This is a genomic window from Gordonia mangrovi, from assembly GCF_024734075.1.
GTDB lineage: Bacteria > Actinomycetota > Actinomycetes > Mycobacteriales > Mycobacteriaceae > Gordonia > Gordonia mangrovi.
Genome location: NZ_CP102850.1, coordinates 965,643 through 981,495 on the forward strand (window position 1 = coordinate 965,643; position 15,853 = coordinate 981,495).

Consider the following 15,853-nt stretch of genomic DNA (forward strand, 5'->3'; position numbering starts at 1 on the left):
CACAGCCCGCAATTGCATTCCCCTCCCGCCCGCACTTCAATGAACAACGAGTCAACACAGGAGGCGTGGTGGTCAGCGAGTACGTCGACAGCTACTCGACGGAAAGCGGCATCGAGGGCGCGCTCTACCGCACCCTCCGGTCCTTCCTCGGCTCAGCCCAGCAGCGCCTGTGGATCAAGGTCCCGTGGTGGGACGCCTCGCCCCACGCCACCACCCTGCTCGACGACACGATCGCCGCGCACCGACGCCACGTCGACGTCCTCATCCTCGCCCGCCCCGAAGCCTCCAACGATGCCGCGCTGCGTCGCCTGCGCAGCGCCGGTATCCGCGTGGTCGCCGTCCGCAATCTGCACGAGAAGGTCGTCCTGGCCGACGACCGCGTCCTCAACCATTCGACGAACTTCACCCGCAAGGAACTCGAGGTCAACGAGAACTCCGGGACCGTGCACACCACGCCGCGGCTGGTCGACGCGTTCGTCGCGGGTTTCGACCTGATGGCCGACAACCAGGACCGCACCGCATCCGGCGAGGAGACCTGGACGCCGACCGCCACCCTGATCCCACCGACGCTGCTGCCCTACCTGGATCGCTTCGACCAACTGAACCCGCTGCAGTCGAAGTCCGTTCCGGCGGTGCTGAACACCTCGGGGCATGTGATGGTGGTGGCGCCGACCAGTTCGGGTAAGACGCTGATCGGCGAGGTGGCCGCGCTGCGGTCGATCCTGCTGGAGCACCGGCCCGCGGTGTGGCTGCTGCCGGCGCGGGCGCTCGCCGCCGAGGTGGCCGCGACCGCCGCCCGCTGGCGTGATCACGGCATTGCGTCGATCGAGCTGACCGGCGAGACCAACATGTCCAGCGACCGCATCCGCACCGCGCAGCTGTGGGTGGCGACCACCGAGAAGTTCGAATCTCTCTATCGCCGTTCATCATTGCGGTCCTTCCTGGACACCGTCGGCTGCCTGATCGTCGACGAGGTACATCTCGTCGGCGACCACGAGCGCGGCGCCACCCTGGAATCGCTGCTCGCGCGGCTGCGGGCGTCAGCCGACCGGACGCGGATCGTCGCCCTGTCGGCGACGGCGGCCAACGCCCAAGAACTCGCCGACTGGTTCAACGCCCAACTGATCACGGTGGACTGGCGCCCCACCCGCCTCATCACCCAGTTCGTCACCTACGACTCGACGCCGGGCAAACCCTGGGACGACGAGGACGCCAAGGACGAAGCCCTCACCGACCTGCTGCACGAACTGTCCGACGACGACGCCTCCGGCACGGGCAGTGTCCTGATCTTCTGCGGCAGCAAGAACGCCGTGCGACGTACCGCGGGCCAACTGGCCGGTGTCCGCTACCGCGGCGTCGACGACGACACCCTGGTGGAGCAGACCTTCGCCAAAGGCGTCGGTATCCACTTCCGGGACGCGCCGAAATCCCAACGGGCGCTCGCCTCGTTCAACGCACGCCAGATCGACACCCTGGTCGCGACGTCGGGCCTGTCGACGGGGGTGAACACACCGGCCCGATCGGTGATCATCCGCGATCTGACCCTCGGCATCTCCGAACTCGAGACCAGTCAGGCCCAGCAGATGCTCGGCCGGGCCGGTCGCGCCGGACACGAATCGGAGGGTTTCGGCTTCATCCTGGTGCCGCACAGCGAGGAACTCGCGTGGCGCAGCAGGCTTGTCACCGGGTATCGGGTGGACAGCCGATTGATCGACAAACTCGCCGACGCCCTGCTCGCCGAGATTCTCCTCGGCAGCATCACCCGTCGCGCCGACGCGCAACTCTGGTACGAGGGCACCTTCGCCTACGCCCAGAACAACCGACGCCGCGACCTCGACGGAGTGCTCGATCACCTCATCACCCACCAATTGGTCACCGACGCCGACGACACGCTCACGGTGACCGATCTGGGCGCGCTCACCACCCGCCTGATGGTGGGGGTCGACGCGGCGAGCAACCTGCACTCCCGCCTCGCCGCGCTGCCCACTCCCACCGACGCCACCGAAGCCGAACAGCTCATCCTCGCGGCAATCGCGAACAGTGTTCCGGCGCTGCGTGATTGGCCGGTCAATCCCAAACCGTACGGGCAATGGGTCGACGACACCCTGGCGACGGCCCCGACGTTGAACCGTCGGCTCGACATCGAGTTCGGCAGCCAGTTCTGCGCGGCCGCCGCCGTGGCGGCGTTGAACAGCCCGGATCGTCTGCGGGTGTCCGGTGCGATGTCCCGCTCGGAACTCATCCGCGCCATCGACGCGTTGCCGCGCTACCTCGGCTGGATCGCCGCACTGGGCCATATCGGCATCGGCTCGTGGCAGCCGGTGGTGGCCGGCGACCTCGCCCGCCGCCTGACCTGGTGGCAACTCACCCCTCATCCGCAGCGCGGCAGCGGGCGGCTGTTGTGGTTCCTCGAACAGCTGCAGGACGAGGAGGCCCGCCGCAAACGCGTGCCGCTGCTGTGGCGGCGAGCCCGCGGCGCCGACTTCACCAACCCGAACGGGATCAATTCGCCGCCCCGCGGAGTCGATCTGCCCCGCAACGACTTCGAGCATCTCGTCGGCAGCCGGGCACACCTGGCGCTGGGGCCGGCCGACGGCATCGACCTGCCGCTCGACGCCTCACCGCCCGAGGCCACCCTCGCGATCATCAGCAACGACGGCGCGAACCGCGCCACCCTGCGCACCCACACCGTTCCGCGGAACGTCGAACTGCCTATGCCGCGGTCGGCACGGGCCACCGTGCTCGCCGCCGACGTGATCCTGTTCTCGCGTCGCGGTGATGTTGCCTATCAGAACGCCGTCGTCGACCTGCCGCAGACCGGCGTGGTCGATGCGTCGTCGGCCGTCGACGACGCCCGCGAGCTGATCGGCCGATTGTCGCCGCCGACGGCGGTGGTCGCCGCACCGGGCCGGGTCCGCAGCATGGTGCAGGGCAAACGCAAACGCCTCCTGTCCGATCTGCTGCCGCAGATCACCCCGGAACCGCAATTGCTGCCCGTCGCCGAGGCATTGAGCGGGAACGCCGACGACGACGAGACCCGCGTGATCACGCTTCGGGCAGCCCTGGAGGAGCTGCTCAGCATCGACGCGTCGGCCGCAAGCGCTCCCCGCCCGGCCGCCGCCGTGCTGAAGGCCGGACGCGCCACACCCCGCGAGTTCGAATGTGTCCTCCTCGCCCTCGCCGGAGCCCTCGACATCGAGGTGGGCGCCGCGGTCACCGATCACGGCCACCTCGTCGCGCTGGTCAACGCCGGCGGCGGGTGGCGAACCGCCACACCCCTCGACGACGGCCACGTCATCAGCAAACCGCTATTCCCCGACAAGCTTCCACCGATCATGAGCCCCCTGGGTCTCGTCCCCGCAAAACCCTCGGAGCCGGCCCGGCCGCTGTTTGGGTGGCTGGCGGAGTTCACGCCGGGTTCGGGTGAGCCGCAGTCGTCCAGTTCCCGCCGATCGGCCGCCCGGACGGACATCGAGCATGTCTCGGCGGCAGACCACGCCAACGCGGCTCCAGCACCCAGCACCACCACCTGATCCCTGAGGAACGAGGCGCCACCCCGACCCCTGAGGAACGAGGCGCTAGCCGAGTGTCACGAAGGGTCACGAAGGGCCCCAAAGTAATTCACCCAGCAACCCCCGATCCCTGAGGAACGAGGCGCTAGCCGAGTGTCACGAAGGGCCCCACCACACCCGCATCGCACCTACAGAGCGGATAATGCTCGAAAACAGGCCCGAGCCGCAGAGACCCGTCCGTCAGCCGAATGAATCAGCCACACACGAGGTGCCAGATCCCACAGCCGCGGATAGGTTGATTGCGTAGCCGGAATCAGCACTGCACAAACCACGGACTCGCATTCCGAACGCAGTCCAGCTGTGAAACTCACTCTGTCGGGGGACAACGAGCTGTGTACGTAGAGTCCGACATGCGAGTCATAGAACTGGCTCGAGCGAGCTCAGTCGCGTTGGGCACAAGGTGAGACCGTCCGACGCCACCGACACCGCACGGCAGCAGTACTCCAAGCCGAAACTGCGTGCACTGCTTTCGGTGCAACTGTTCAACATGCTCGGCGACGGCCTGCTCACCGTCGGGCTCACGCTCATCGTCGTAAACGTCTCGCAAAGCGCCACTGCACTAACGCTTCTACTGGCGTGTAGTACTGCCGCTGGGATCGTCGCCCTGCTCGGATCGTCGATATGGTTGGACGCCTTCAATCGGCGCCGCACCCTGATCGTGATCGATGTCGGGCGCGTCATCGCGGCGGTGCTCAGAGTTGCCTACCTCGTCTCTGAGCAGACGTGGCTGCTGGTGTTGATCGGCATCACCGCCGGCATCAGTGTCGCGCTGTATCGTCCCGCGTTCAGCGCCTACATCGGCGACATTGCCGCACCCGACGACCGTCACGCCGCGAATGCTCTGCGGTCGACGGCATCGAAACTGTCGAGCATTGCCGGCCCGGCTCTGGCGGGTGTGCTCGCCAACGTCGATGCACAGATGGCGATCCCGATCCTGGCCGGCCTACTCGCCTGCGTTTCGATTGCGGGGTTCACTCTGGGGCCGCCCGGCATGACTCCGGAAAGGCACTGGCGGATGAGTGGATTCTCAACTGCCGGGTTCCGCTTCGTGTGGTCACACAAATGGGTGATGGCCATCATCGCGCAAGGTGCGATCCAGATCGGTTTTGTCAGCGCCCCAATCACTCTCATCGTCCCGCTGTGGCTGAGCGATCAGCACGCGTCGGGGCAGTACGGGTATGCGATGGCGATCGAGGCGGTCGGCGCACTGACCGCGACGCTGCTGTTCACGAGGGGGGTACGAATTCCTGCCACGCTGGGGATGCCAGTGCTCGTCCTGCAGGGGGCGGTACTGCTCGTCGTGATCTGTGGCGCCCCGACGATCCTGATCTATCCCGCGTATTTCGTTCTCGGACTGGCGATGGGCATATTCGGCACATTGTGGATCTCAGCCCTGCAGGCAACCGTCCCGGCCGAGCTGCTCGGCCGAGTCCTTTCGATAGACGCGCTCGGAAACAGCGCTTTCTCGCTCGTCGGCATCCTCATCACCGGCCTGGCGCTCGGGTATCTCTCGTTCGGGGAGGTGTCGACCGCATCCCTTGCCGTTTTGATCGCCTCCGTCGTGCTTGCTGCTCTCGTGCCCGGGGTCCTGACGTTGGGCCGTCAGCACCGGGAGCACAACATCGAACCATGACCCGCCGCACGAGAAGTGAAGTAGCCACCGATCTGCAGCAGCGGAGGACAGGTCGGTTCCCTCGACGTCGGCACGATGCTCACGCCGGCCTTGACCAGGTAACGACACCCGATCCCGTGCGGTCTCCTGGCATCTCAGACGACCCCATACCCAAGCCGCTTCGCCGCACCCGCGATGCGGACGGCGAACTCCGGGTGAGTCAGCGGCAAGGACAGTTGCGGGCGGCCGGGCATGGCAGTCGCGGCCGGGGTGAACAAGGCCAGGCACGGCGTACCGGCGAATCGGCTGTTGTATCGCAGGCCGTCGATGTCGGGGTGGGCCTCGACGATGTGGCGGGCCCATCGTTGGGTGATGTCGTGGCGTCCGGTGGATAGGGCGTAGGTGCCGCCGGCGCGGGTGGCCCAGGCACCTGAGCTGTCGGTCGCGATGTCGATGACGGTGATCGGGCGGCTGAACGACAGGCCGGTGAGGTAAGGGCGCCCGCGGTCTATCGTGCGGTCGATTTGGAAGGCCTCGGCCAGCGCGGCATCCGGAGTCTCGGCGCCGTACCAGACACCCCGCCCGTCAGGGTCCTCACCACGCGGCAGATGGTGGGGGTCGAACCGCAGCACCGGCCCATAGGTGCGCAGCGCGTTCCATGCCAGCACATGGTCGCCGACGGTGCGGTGCACACGCCACCACACCTCGTCGACTCCGACGACCCGGACCTCGTCGTCCCGCAACCCCAGGGCCCGGAGATCGCCCAGCTCGGGCGGGGCGGGCAGCATCGGGTCCGAAACCACTACGAGGCTGTCCAGTCGGCGATCTCGAGCAACTCGAGGACCGCCTGGACGGATTCGCCGTGCAACAGCCACTGCCTGACCGACCGGGGCTGTCCACCGATGAGCAGTTGCGGCTGCGGCGACTCCAGGAACCCCGCGACCGCGGTGGGATGCAGCCCACGGGACAGCAACTGCGGCAGCACCTGATCCAACCCACGAACGTGCTTGAGCTTGTCCGGCTCGATGTGCTCAAACTGCAGCACCGGGAACACCCACGACCGGCCGTCGTGAATTGCCCACAATGTGTGCGCGAGTCGACGTTGACGCACCCGCGAGTCGGAGACCTGTAGCCCCTTGGCCACCTCGGACGCGGACAGGGCGGTGCTGTAGAGCCGCGCCATGTGCGCGGTCACGTCCGCGGCGATCTGCGCGTAGTCGTCGGGGTTCTCGGTGAACCCGGCGGCGTCGAGCAGCCGGGCTTCGCCCTCGGTCAGTCGCGCCGCCCCGGGGCGCTGCGCCGGCAAGGTGCGTAACGCTGCGACCAGAGTCTCTCGATCGAGGTCGAAACGATCGCGCAGCAAGTGGTCGAGGTCGTCGTCCGCGGTCGACATGGCGATCCTCTCCCTCTAACGGTGTCAGATCAATGCTATGTTCGTTAATCCGATCGCGCGACCAGCTCAAGTGAGGTGAACGTCCCGGTTCCCAGCACGTTCACCGCACTGGCGGCTGCACAACCGTCACCGACGACGGCGCCCGACGCACTTCGATCCCCACACGCCGCGCCACAACACCAAGACTGACCGATTCACGCTCCGACTCCGGCCAACCCGGATCGCCCATCTCCCCGAACAGCGCCACCGCAACCGCGTCGGGCCCCGTGCTGAACCGCGGCTCGTAGCGAATGCCGCCTGCGCGCGCGGCCAGTGCCGTCGCCCACCGCTGCGGGACGTCGTACGGAGTCATCGAACACAACTCGCGGGTGACACCGAAGTCCGCGGCTTCCGACGCCGTGAGGTCGGCGAGCCGGTGCCGCTCGGGCACCCGCACCCGCGACACCCGCCGCGCCGAGGCGAAGTCGGCAGTAATACAGCCGAAGTCGACGAGCTCCGGGCCGACGGCCTCACGAACGGCAGCCGCCTCGTCAAGGCCGAGGTAGCAGGTCCCCCGCGGCGGCACCAGATCGAACCGGCCTTGTCCGAGCCCAGTGAACCACCACGGACCCCGCGATGCCCGGTGACAACGGAACAGGTCGACGTCGGCACCGAGATCCCAGACGGGAAAGCCGTCGAGCGTTGCGGGTGGCGGTTTCTGGAACGAGCGCTGACGGCTCATGCACTCCACCGGGCGGCGGTACGACGAGCCGCGGCCACCACGTCGTCGACGGGTCGGCCCGCACGCAACCACGCCACCGGCGTCGTCCCGTCGAGGCCGGCGTTGCCGCTGCACATCCACGCTGCTGCGGTCCACGGGTCGGCGTCGACGGTCACGATCGCCCACGCCTCCGCCATCCCGTCGACGAGCACCGGCTCTCCGCCGAACTGCCACGTCGGGAAAACCCAACTCCGGCTGGCGTTGGCGAGCTGACAGCCGATGAGATGGCCGGCGCGCAGCCGTTTGACGACCGCATTCTTGGTGATGCCGAGGAAGCCGATGATGCCCTGCATGTCGTAGAAGGGGCCGATCAACGCGTCGTAGGGGTCGCCGAGCGGTAATGCCGCAATCATGCGCTCAGCGAGGACATCCGGATCGTCGAGCGCCGAGGACAGATCCACTCCCCGCCGCTGCGCCCTCCGGACCCGCTCGTCGAGCTGGGTGGCCAGCGCACGCGTCAGCGCCGCAACACGATCATCGACGTCACCAGGCACAGCGATCATCGTACACCTCGTACACCTGTTTCGATCACCGCAAGCACCCGCCCAGTGAGGTGAACGTTCCGGTTTCCGGCACGTTCACCTCACTCGGCACAACCGCTCACGCCGCGGCGTGAGCGAGTGCGTACCGGATCTGCGCGGCAACGTAACCCGGCCGCTCCAGTAGGTCCGACCAGGTGAAGTTCAGCACCGTCCAGCCGGCGTTGATGAGGGCGTTGCGACGCCGACGGTCGCGCTGAAAGGTCGCCGCATCGCTGTGGTACGCCATTCCGTCGATCTCGATCGCCACCTTCTGCTCCGGGAACGCGAAGTCGAGTTCGTAGCCTGCGGCCGGGTGGTTCGCCACCCAGCCGACGATCTCGTGCTCGGTGAACACGTCGACGGCCAACCGTTCCGCCTCCGAGTGAGCATCGGAGCCGAGCAGCTCGAGAATCCGGGCCATCTGGGCGGCGTTCTTGCCGGTCGCATGCCGTCGGTAGGTGGACATCATGTCCTCGACGGACACGAGGTGCTTTTGCAGCGCCCGATCCACCACATCCATGCCGCCCTCGACCGCGGCCTCAAGCACCGTCAGCGGAAGTGCGGTGACGCGCAGCCCGTCTCGCTCCACGACGTCGGCGTCGAGCAACGGACGCCGCACCACCGTCACCCCGGCGACCGTCGACCCGTGCCACCCCAACGGCGCCGTCACCGTCGCCCGCGTCGGACGCTTGCTGATGACGCCGTGCCACCAGGCGCCCATCACGCCACCGAGTACTGCACTCGGCGACACCGACAAGGTGGCAATTCGCGTTCGGGTGCGCGCGGTGGCCGGATGGTCGACAAGCCGGTAGATCCGGTGCCCCTCGGCCACCCAGTCGCCCGCCGCGATCCGCCGCGCGACCATCCCGCGACTCACCTTGTACTTACGCGCCTGCGCAGCGGTGATGATGCCGTCACGCTCGAGTGCCAGCTTCCGAAGCTCCGGTGGTATTCCCATGCGATTCAGACGCGCCGGACGGCCACTCGGTTCCACCCGATTTTCGCCCTCGACCCGAGTGAGGTGAACGTGCCGTTTTCCGAGACGTTCACCTCACGCGGCACTGGGCTCAAGATCCGGGAGGCAACGCGACCTCGACAATGCGCTCCCCCAGACGTGCAGTGATGGTGACGTCGGTGGCGCCGGCGGCGGCCAGGTAGTTGGCCAGCGTCGACAGCAACAGGTCCTCACGTGCCTCCAACCCCGACACCGCAGCCTGTTTGATACCCATCCGCTGGGCCAGCTCGGTCTGGGTCAGCTGCGCAGCGCGGCGGATCGCCGCCAACCCCATCGCGTGCGCGCGGTCCGCCTGGGCCATCTCCGCGCGGATCGTCTCGACCCGCCCCGCGGTATCCGGGTCCGCCAACAGCTGCGCGATCCGCTCATTGCCACGACGGAACGTGACCTGCTTCTCCTCACTCATCAGCTCTCACCTCTCTCAGTCTCGGTCTGCTGTTTCCACGCCTCGATCGCAGCATCGGCGCGCGGCCCGACGCTGTCGTAGAACACATCCCCCATGCGCGCCTTGTCCCCGGAAAACAGGCCAACCCCACATGCTCGTCGTCGGGGAACCACACGATCAGCCGCACCGCCACGCCCTCGCGATACGGGTGCGACACCCGCCAGACCACATATCGCCTCGACTGCCGCACCCGCTTGAGCGTCGCCGAGTCCGCCTGCGGCGCCCGCCCGAGATCAGCGAGCACCTGCAACTCGGCCAGCAACAGATCCAACCGCTGCCGATCCACGACGTTGCCCGCCGCAGCCGACTCCTCCAGCCGAGTCAGGTAGTCGTCGAACTCCCGCGACCAGTCGATCAACACCCGAATATTACCCATGAGCAATATCGTTTGCAAGCAATACCGCCTGCGTCGACCGGGCGCCACCGACACGCCCCCGACCCGCGTGAGGCGAACGTGCCGGAAACCAGAACGTTCACCTCACTCGCTACTGAGGCCCCGCGGCATCCGCCGGCGAGTCGGACGCGGACGCCGTATCGGACTGCCCGCTCGACGGGATTGGGCGCCCAGTCGACGTCGGCGCGGCACTCGGCGTAGGCACGGCACTCGGCGTAGGCACGGCACTAGATGTAGACGCGCCGGAATCAGGCGCTGCCCCCGACGTGGGCGCGACCGTCGATGTCGGCGCGAGAGTGTCGCCCGGCACGACACTCGACGCGGCCACAACGGTCGACGTCGGCGCGGGAGTATCGCTTGGCGCGGACGTGGCACTCGAGCTCGGCGCGACGGTCGCGACACTCGACGTGGGCACCGAAATCGCCGACGCCTCCGTCGTCACCGCCTCATCCTTCTCGTCCTGCGACACCTGTTCCGCCAGTGCCGCTCCGGTACCGTCGGCAACCACTGTCGCCACCTCATCCCGCTGGAACTCCTCGAGCGCGTCCTGCACCATGTCCGCTTCTTTCTCGGCGTTGGCGTTCCAGTGCGTCCACGTGTGAGCCCCGTTGGTGTAGTTGAATCGCACCGGCAGGTCGAGCACCACGGCCACACCGTTGAGCACCAGCGCCGACGCGAACGACAACGTTTCCAACCCGGCGCCGAAGATCACTTCGCCGATGCCGCCGAGGCCGATCAGCTCGTCGTATTCGTCTTGCCCGGTCAGCACACCGGTGCCCGCGGACACGATGATGATCTGCCCGTTGTCGCGGGCTTCGATGATGTGGCGGGTCACGTCGTTCTCGGCCCACGCGTTGCCGACGGCAAACGGGTTGCCCCACATGCCGTCGAAGCCGTTGGCGATGCCGTTGCGGTTGTTCAGGATGTACGGGATCAGCAGGTATCCGAAGACGCTGTCGGTCTGGTAGTAGCCGGAAATGGAATGCGCGACCTTGAACACCTCGGGGTATTTCAGCGCCAGGTTCACCGCCTGCCCGCCGCCCAGCGACAGCCCGACGATGGCGTTGTCGGTCGGCTCCACGGAGAAGTCGTCCTCCAGGTACGCCGGCAGTTCCTCGCCGATGAACGTCTCCCACTGCGGGTCGTAGGTGCCGCCGCTGCGGTTGGTCAGCGTGTTGCCGTCGGCGTCGACGGGCAGCGATTCCCAGTTCGCCGACCACGCATTCGACCCGTCGACCACCTGCACCAGCGTGTACCGCTCGTCATACTGCGCGGCGATCCCGTCGGCCTCGGTGCCACCGCCGACCCCACCGAGAAAGTAGACCGCCTGTTCCTGTTGTCCGGCTTGTTGACTCGATGGCCGCACCTTGATCACCACGTCGGACTGCATTGCCTCCGACCACACCCGGCACGTCTGGATGTTGCGGCTCTGCTCAGCAGAATTGGCGTAGCTACAGCCGTCCCGCAACGACGTCGGGTCCACCGCGACCGCCACGCCGGCCCCGACCATCAGCAGCACCCCAGCAACGCCGACCCCGGCAACCCATCCGCGTGACCTCATCACTCACCACACACCGGGACGTCAACCTGCACCGTCGGATCATCCACCAACGGCTGAATCGGCACCACAGCCTCACCGCGCGCCATCGTCGGCTTCTCCAGCGTCAACTCGATGGTCACCGTCTCACCCGGCGGAATCTGCACCGCCGTCGCCACATACGGCCGCCCGTTCAGCGGCTGCTCCACCCGCATCGGCGACGACCCGTCCACGGTGATCTCCTTGACCACCGACCCCTTGGTCATCAGCATCTCCACGTTGGACAGGTTGGTGCCCTTCGGCAGGTTGCGCACCGTCGCGTCCGAGGCGATCACAGAGTCCAACAAAGACAGCTCATCAAGAGTATTGGTAAGTCTCACCGTCACCGTCCATTCTCGCCTATCCCCGCCGCATTCGCCCGGCGCCTAACTGATGTCGGGTACACCAACGTAGTCCCCGGCGCACGACAGAGTATGCGCGTGCGGCGAAGAATCCCGGGTGAGTCGGCCGTGCCGGAAATCAGAACGTTGGCCTCACTCAGGACTCTGCCGTAGTCACAGAATCACAGGGCGACGACGATCTTTTCTGCGGAGAGACCGCCCGAGCGTACCTGTGCGAGAGCGTCGGGAAGGGCGGCCAGGCCGTCGCCGACGATGCGTGCCTTCGGTTCTGCCCGAAAGACGCCGGATGCGAGTGCGCCGGGCAGGAAGTCGCGGTACACGGCCGGACCGACCTCGTTGTCCTTGAGGGTCCCGCCCCAGATGTAGCTCACGTGGACGCCACGCCGCGCCGCCAGCCGCCCACGGATTCTGCTCGCGGGGTCGGGTTGCGAGGATGCCACGCGGCGCGTGCCCGTTGTCCGCTCGGCCACCGCGATGCACGGAGGCAGGGAGCCGCGGCCGATGGCCATGGTTCCCGCGAGGGTACGGTCGCCGATCAGTCGCACGAGTTGCTCGACGGCATCCGTTGCGGTGCGATCGATTACGGCATCTGCACCAAGTGACCGAACTTCCTCCGCGGTGCGGGGTGAGGCTGTCGCGACCACGTCGTAACCGGCGTTCTTTGCCAGCTGGGTCGCGTTCATCCCGACGCCCGTCGCCGCTCCCCACACCAGCACGACGGCATCCTGACGGTCCGGCGCGGCAGTCGGCAGGTGCAGTCCGAGATGATCCTGCTGGAACATGCCGGTCGCTGCAGTCGACAGGGTGAGCGGGACAACCGACGCCTGCTCGAACGGCAAGGACTCCGGAATCGCCGAGACCATGTGCTCCATGAGGACGACGTACTGCTGGTACGCACCCTCGGCCGCGCGATTCTGCGACTTCTCGAGTGCCATCGCGTGGCCGAGCACCCGGTCGCCCGGGGCAAACCCGGTCACCGACGACCCCACCTCGACGACGTTTCCGGCCACGTCCGAACCGATGATGGCCGGATACCGCAACCAGGGCACGACGACTCGATACGCCGGGCCGGCCATCGCATCGACGAGATTCACGGCAACGGCTCGTGCCCGCACGACGATCTCGTGCGGCCCCGGCGCCGTATAGGACGCCGGGCCGACCTCGAACCGCGCTCGCCGCTTCGGCATCCACAGGGCGGAATTGTGCGGGCGATCGTGCTCGTTCGTTGACATTCCCACAGACTAGACACTGACTATATTCTAGTCAACGTCTACTTTATGGGTAGGATCGATACATGTCCACGCGTGCCTTTCACCACGGGAACCTCCGTCAGGAACTGCTCGATCGCGCCGAGGCTATGCTCCGAAAGCGTGGTATCGAAGCACTGTCGCTCCGCGAACTCGCACGCGAGGCCGGCGTCAGCCATGGCGCGCCACGAAGCCATTTCCCCGACAAGGCGGCCCTACTCGATGCGCTGGCGGCCCGCGGCTACGAGCGGTTGGCTGACCGAGCCGAAGGTCTCGCCCACGCCGACCTCACCCCGCGTGAGCGCCTGCTTGCACTGGGGCGTGCTCATCTCGACTTCGCACTGCGCGACGCGGCGCTGGCAGACCTGATGTATGCGGCGAAAGCGGCCGGGCCGTCGCCCATCGTCGAGCCAGGGGTGCATCGTCTGTACGCGGCGTCAAGCACGATCGTCTCCACAAGCCTGGAGTCGCTGCGTGGCGAGCCGGTCGACCCGCTGCGTACGACGCTTCTGATGTCGTCGATGACACAGGGCATCGCTTCGCTCATCGGATCCGGCCGTATACCGGCGGAATTAGGCGAAGTGCTCGTATCTGACGCAGTCGACCTGTTCGAGAGTGGACAGCTCCCGTCATGAACCGACGTTACGGCCGGAGTGCGGCGAACGTGCCGGAAAACGGAACGTTGGCCTCACTCGGCCGCCGGCCACGGGGTGCTCATCACTCACCACACACCGGAACATCAACCTGCACCGTCGGATCATCCACCAGCGGCTGAATCGGCACCACGGCCTCACCGCGGGCCAGCGTCGGCTCCTCCAACGTCAGCTCGATGGTGACCGTCTCGCCCGGCGGAATCTGCACCGCCGTCGCCACATACGGCCGCCCGTTGAGCGGCTGCTCCACCCGCATCGGCGACGACCCGTCCACGGTGATCTCCTTGACCACCGACCCCTTGGTCGTCAGCATCTCCACGTTCGAGAGGTTGGTGCCCTTGGGCATACTCCGCACCGTCCCGTTGGGCGCGATCACGTAGTCCGACAGCGTCAGATCGTCGAGGGTGTTCGTCAGCTTCACCACCACCTTCGATTCACGCGTATCCCCGCTGCACTCGCCCGCCGTGTAGCTGATGTCGCGCCGCAGGTAGTAGTCCAACTTGTTGCCACCCGCGTTGCCGATCGCCACCTGCAGATACGGGGCGGTGGTGTCGGAGATCTGATGCCCCAGTTCGGTGGACTCCAGGATGCGTTGCTCGTCGGGGTGGGTGCTGTAGATCATGATCCGACGTTCCTGCACCCCATGCCCCAACGCCTCCAGCAACGCGCCGGTGTCCCCGCCCGACGACACCGCCTGATCCACCACCGCTTTCGCGATCGACTGCAGGTACAGCTTGCGTTCGGCGCTGTCGCCGCGGAACCGTTCGTACGACGTGGACAGGGTGATCGGCACGACGTTGTCGGCGGTGATCTTCTCCCCGTCCGGCAGCGTCACCGGGCCGGTCACCTTCAGTACATAGCTGAGCGCGATCGGGTCGAGCGCCATCGCCCCGTCGAGCTGCTGCCCGGACTGCCGCTTCCAGTTGGCGATCCAGATCTTCGCCGCGTCGGGGAAGTGGGCGCTGAGGTTGTTGTTCCGGAAATCGGTGTACGGGCGGTACGACGAATAGATGGCGTCGTAGTCGGGCCCGAGGTCGATCTGCGGTCGCACCGGATCCCGGAAGGTGGAGTTGGCACCCAACGTCGGCACCGTCACCCGACCATTGCGGGCATTCAAAATAGCGAAACCGCCGACGAGACCGCCGGTTCCGCGTGCCTCCGACGGCGTCTGGAACGCCAGGAAGTAGTTGCGGGGGCCGTCGCCGCCGAGCATCGTCGGCACCAGCTGCGCGGCCACATGCGTGCCGGTCATGGTGGCCGCCGCCTCGTCGACCTGCTCCTGCAACTGCGTGTGCGCATCGGACACCACACCCAGCCAGCTCGGGTCGATGGCCTCCACCTGCGCGGCGATCTCCGACGATGTAGCCGCCACCTGCGCCAGTTGCGGTTCCGCTTCGGCGAGCGGCGCGGTGTCGAGGGTGTTGCCGTCCCGGAGTTCGGCCGGGTTGAGCACCGACGCCAACTCCGCCGACGGCACCAGCACGTCGGTGGCCAACGACTCCACCGCGTCGCTCATCTGCTGCACCGATTGCAGCGGATCACCCAGCCACGGGATCGACGCGGCCGCCGACCATACGATGCCGTGCGACCAGTCCGATGCGCTGCGCGCCTTGTCGGCGGCGGCGTCGGCGGCCTGCCCGGCGGCCTCCTGGTCGCCGTCGAGCGCCAGCGACCGGGCCTTCGACGCCTCGGAACGTGCGTCGTCGAGGTCGCCGCGCACCTTCAGCGCCGAAAACCCCAGCCACAGCAGCACGGCGATCATCAGCACCGCCAGCACCAGGCAGATCTGCACGATGCGGTTGCCGAGAACACGTCGGATCATCGGGCCAGCCAGTCGACGATGCCGGCGACCTTGGGTTCGATCTCACCGAACACCCGCTCGAAATCGTCCTTGGGTTTGCCCATCGGGTCGGCGATGTCGAGGTGCGCGGAGTTCGTGTCGATGCGGGCGCGCGACCCGATGGTGTCGTCGAGCGACCCCGACGCCCCGTCGGCGAGTTCGGCGAACTCGGTGAGGGTGAACATCCGCTTCCACCGCACCGGCAGCAGCTGTTGCGCTTTGGCGCGGTGGTCGCGGGTCAGGCACAGCACCAGGTCGGCGTCCTGCAGCATCGGCGGGCGCAGGTAGCGGGAGGCGAATCCGGTTCCGTCGTAGCCGTGTTCGCCCAGCACCTCGACGGCGTGCGGATGCATCTCGTGGCCGTTCATCGCCCCGACACCGGCACTCGCCGACGTCACCGACAGGCCGGCCTTACCCGCCAGGCCGTCCAGGATGCGTTCGCCCATCGGCGACCGGCAGATGT

Annotated in this window: 15 protein-coding genes; 3 read left to right on the forward strand and 12 right to left on the reverse strand. The window is 67.1% G+C overall.

Annotated elements, in window-relative coordinates:
• Positions 1–65 precede the first annotated feature (65 nt).
• Together NWF22_RS04540 and NWF22_RS04545 are read left to right on the forward strand one after the other, a co-directional pair.
• The gene (locus NWF22_RS04540) at positions 66–3,533 is read left to right on the forward strand and encodes a DEAD/DEAH box helicase (RefSeq protein WP_160900435.1); all 3,468 of its coding nucleotides are present in this window, start codon (positions 66–68) and stop codon (positions 3,531–3,533) included.
• Positions 3,534–4,044: 511 nt separating this feature from the next.
• On the forward strand, positions 4,045–5,205 hold the full coding sequence (locus NWF22_RS04545; RefSeq protein ID WP_258321322.1) for an MFS transporter: 1,161 nt from the start codon (positions 4,045–4,047) through the stop codon (positions 5,203–5,205).
• Between the two features lie 134 nt (positions 5,206–5,339).
• Here the strand turns inward: NWF22_RS04545 and NWF22_RS04550 are convergent, their stop codons facing one another.
• From NWF22_RS04550 to NWF22_RS04595, 10 genes are all read right to left on the reverse strand, one after another.
• Positions 5,340–5,972 (reverse strand): RES family NAD+ phosphorylase, encoded by a 633-nt coding sequence (locus tag NWF22_RS04550; RefSeq protein WP_373692004.1) that lies wholly within the window; start codon positions 5,970–5,972, stop codon positions 5,340–5,342.
• A 14-nt stretch (positions 5,973–5,986) separates the two neighbouring features.
• Positions 5,987–6,577, reverse strand: coding sequence for a DNA-binding protein (locus tag NWF22_RS04555; protein WP_160900433.1), 591 nt, complete (start codon positions 6,575–6,577; stop codon positions 5,987–5,989).
• 100 nt (positions 6,578–6,677) lie between these two features.
• On the reverse strand, positions 6,678–7,298 hold the full coding sequence (locus NWF22_RS04560; protein WP_160900432.1) for an RES domain-containing protein: 621 nt from the start codon (positions 7,296–7,298) through the stop codon (positions 6,678–6,680).
• Complete coding sequence (locus tag NWF22_RS04565; RefSeq protein WP_160900431.1) at positions 7,295–7,840, reverse strand: hypothetical protein; 546 nt, start codon at positions 7,838–7,840, stop codon at positions 7,295–7,297. Before NWF22_RS04565 ends, NWF22_RS04560 begins: the two co-directional genes overlap by 4 nt.
• A gap of 97 nt (positions 7,841–7,937) precedes the next feature.
• Complete coding sequence (locus NWF22_RS04570; protein WP_160900430.1) at positions 7,938–8,816, reverse strand: type IV toxin-antitoxin system AbiEi family antitoxin domain-containing protein; 879 nt, start codon at positions 8,814–8,816, stop codon at positions 7,938–7,940.
• A gap of 109 nt (positions 8,817–8,925) precedes the next feature.
• A complete protein-coding gene (locus NWF22_RS04575) occupies positions 8,926–9,279 on the reverse strand; it encodes a helix-turn-helix domain-containing protein (protein ID WP_160900429.1) in 354 nt (117 codons plus the stop codon).
• Positions 9,272–9,694, reverse strand: a complete 423-nt coding sequence (locus tag NWF22_RS04580; RefSeq protein WP_233750861.1) for a hypothetical protein — start codon at positions 9,692–9,694, stop codon at positions 9,272–9,274. The genes NWF22_RS04575 and NWF22_RS04580 overlap by 8 nt, the downstream gene beginning before the upstream one ends.
• Before the next feature lie 109 nt (positions 9,695–9,803).
• The gene (locus NWF22_RS04585; protein WP_160900428.1) at positions 9,804–11,273 is read right to left on the reverse strand and encodes an alpha/beta hydrolase; all 1,470 of its coding nucleotides are present in this window, start codon (positions 11,271–11,273) and stop codon (positions 9,804–9,806) included.
• Entirely contained in the window at positions 11,273–11,596 is a 324-nt protein-coding gene (locus NWF22_RS04590; RefSeq protein ID WP_160900427.1) for a hypothetical protein, read from the reverse strand. The genes NWF22_RS04585 and NWF22_RS04590 overlap by 1 nt, the downstream gene beginning before the upstream one ends.
• Before the next feature lie 215 nt (positions 11,597–11,811).
• Positions 11,812–12,882: a zinc-binding alcohol dehydrogenase family protein gene (locus NWF22_RS04595; RefSeq protein WP_160900426.1), complete on the reverse strand. Its 1,071-nt coding sequence runs from the start codon at positions 12,880–12,882 to the stop codon at positions 11,812–11,814.
• Between the two features lie 62 nt (positions 12,883–12,944).
• Between NWF22_RS04595 and NWF22_RS04600 the strand changes: the two genes are divergently transcribed.
• Positions 12,945–13,532: a TetR/AcrR family transcriptional regulator gene (locus NWF22_RS04600; protein ID WP_160900425.1), complete on the forward strand. Its 588-nt coding sequence runs from the start codon at positions 12,945–12,947 to the stop codon at positions 13,530–13,532.
• A gap of 82 nt (positions 13,533–13,614) precedes the next feature.
• On the opposite strand, the gene NWF22_RS04605 is transcribed toward NWF22_RS04600, so the two are convergent.
• On the reverse strand, positions 13,615–15,372 hold the full coding sequence (locus NWF22_RS04605) for a DUF4012 domain-containing protein (protein WP_160900424.1): 1,758 nt from the start codon (positions 15,370–15,372) through the stop codon (positions 13,615–13,617).
• A complete protein-coding gene (locus NWF22_RS04610; protein ID WP_160901365.1) occupies positions 15,369–15,836 on the reverse strand; it encodes an arsenate reductase/protein-tyrosine-phosphatase family protein in 468 nt (155 codons plus the stop codon). The genes NWF22_RS04605 and NWF22_RS04610 overlap by 4 nt, the downstream gene beginning before the upstream one ends.
• Positions 15,837–15,853 lie beyond the last annotated feature (17 nt).

Coding starts and splice junctions, on each gene's coding strand:
- NWF22_RS04550 (WP_373692004.1), bottom strand. CDS start 5,972: ATGCTGCCCGCCCCGCCCGAGCTGGGCGATCTCCGGGCCCTGGGGTTG.
- NWF22_RS04570 (WP_160900430.1), bottom strand. CDS start 8,816: ATGGGAATACCACCGGAGCTTCGGAAGCTGGCACTCGAGCGTGACGGC.
- NWF22_RS04580 (WP_233750861.1), bottom strand. CDS start 9,694: ATGGGTAATATTCGGGTGTTGATCGACTGGTCGCGGGAGTTCGACGAC.
- NWF22_RS04595 (WP_160900426.1), bottom strand. CDS start 12,882: ATGTCAACGAACGAGCACGATCGCCCGCACAATTCCGCCCTGTGGATG.
- NWF22_RS04560 (WP_160900432.1), bottom strand. CDS start 7,298: ATGAGCCGTCAGCGCTCGTTCCAGAAACCGCCACCCGCAACGCTCGAC.
- NWF22_RS04605 (WP_160900424.1), bottom strand. CDS start 15,372: ATGATCCGACGTGTTCTCGGCAACCGCATCGTGCAGATCTGCCTGGTG.
- NWF22_RS04610 (WP_160901365.1), bottom strand. CDS start 15,836: ATGGGCGAACGCATCCTGGACGGCCTGGCGGGTAAGGCCGGCCTGTCG.
- NWF22_RS04575 (WP_160900429.1), bottom strand. CDS start 9,279: ATGAGTGAGGAGAAGCAGGTCACGTTCCGTCGTGGCAATGAGCGGATC.
- NWF22_RS04600 (WP_160900425.1), top strand. CDS start 12,945: ATGTCCACGCGTGCCTTTCACCACGGGAACCTCCGTCAGGAACTGCTC.
- NWF22_RS04555 (WP_160900433.1), bottom strand. CDS start 6,577: ATGTCGACCGCGGACGACGACCTCGACCACTTGCTGCGCGATCGTTTC.
- NWF22_RS04565 (WP_160900431.1), bottom strand. CDS start 7,840: ATGATCGCTGTGCCTGGTGACGTCGATGATCGTGTTGCGGCGCTGACG.
- NWF22_RS04585 (WP_160900428.1), bottom strand. CDS start 11,273: ATGAGGTCACGCGGATGGGTTGCCGGGGTCGGCGTTGCTGGGGTGCTG.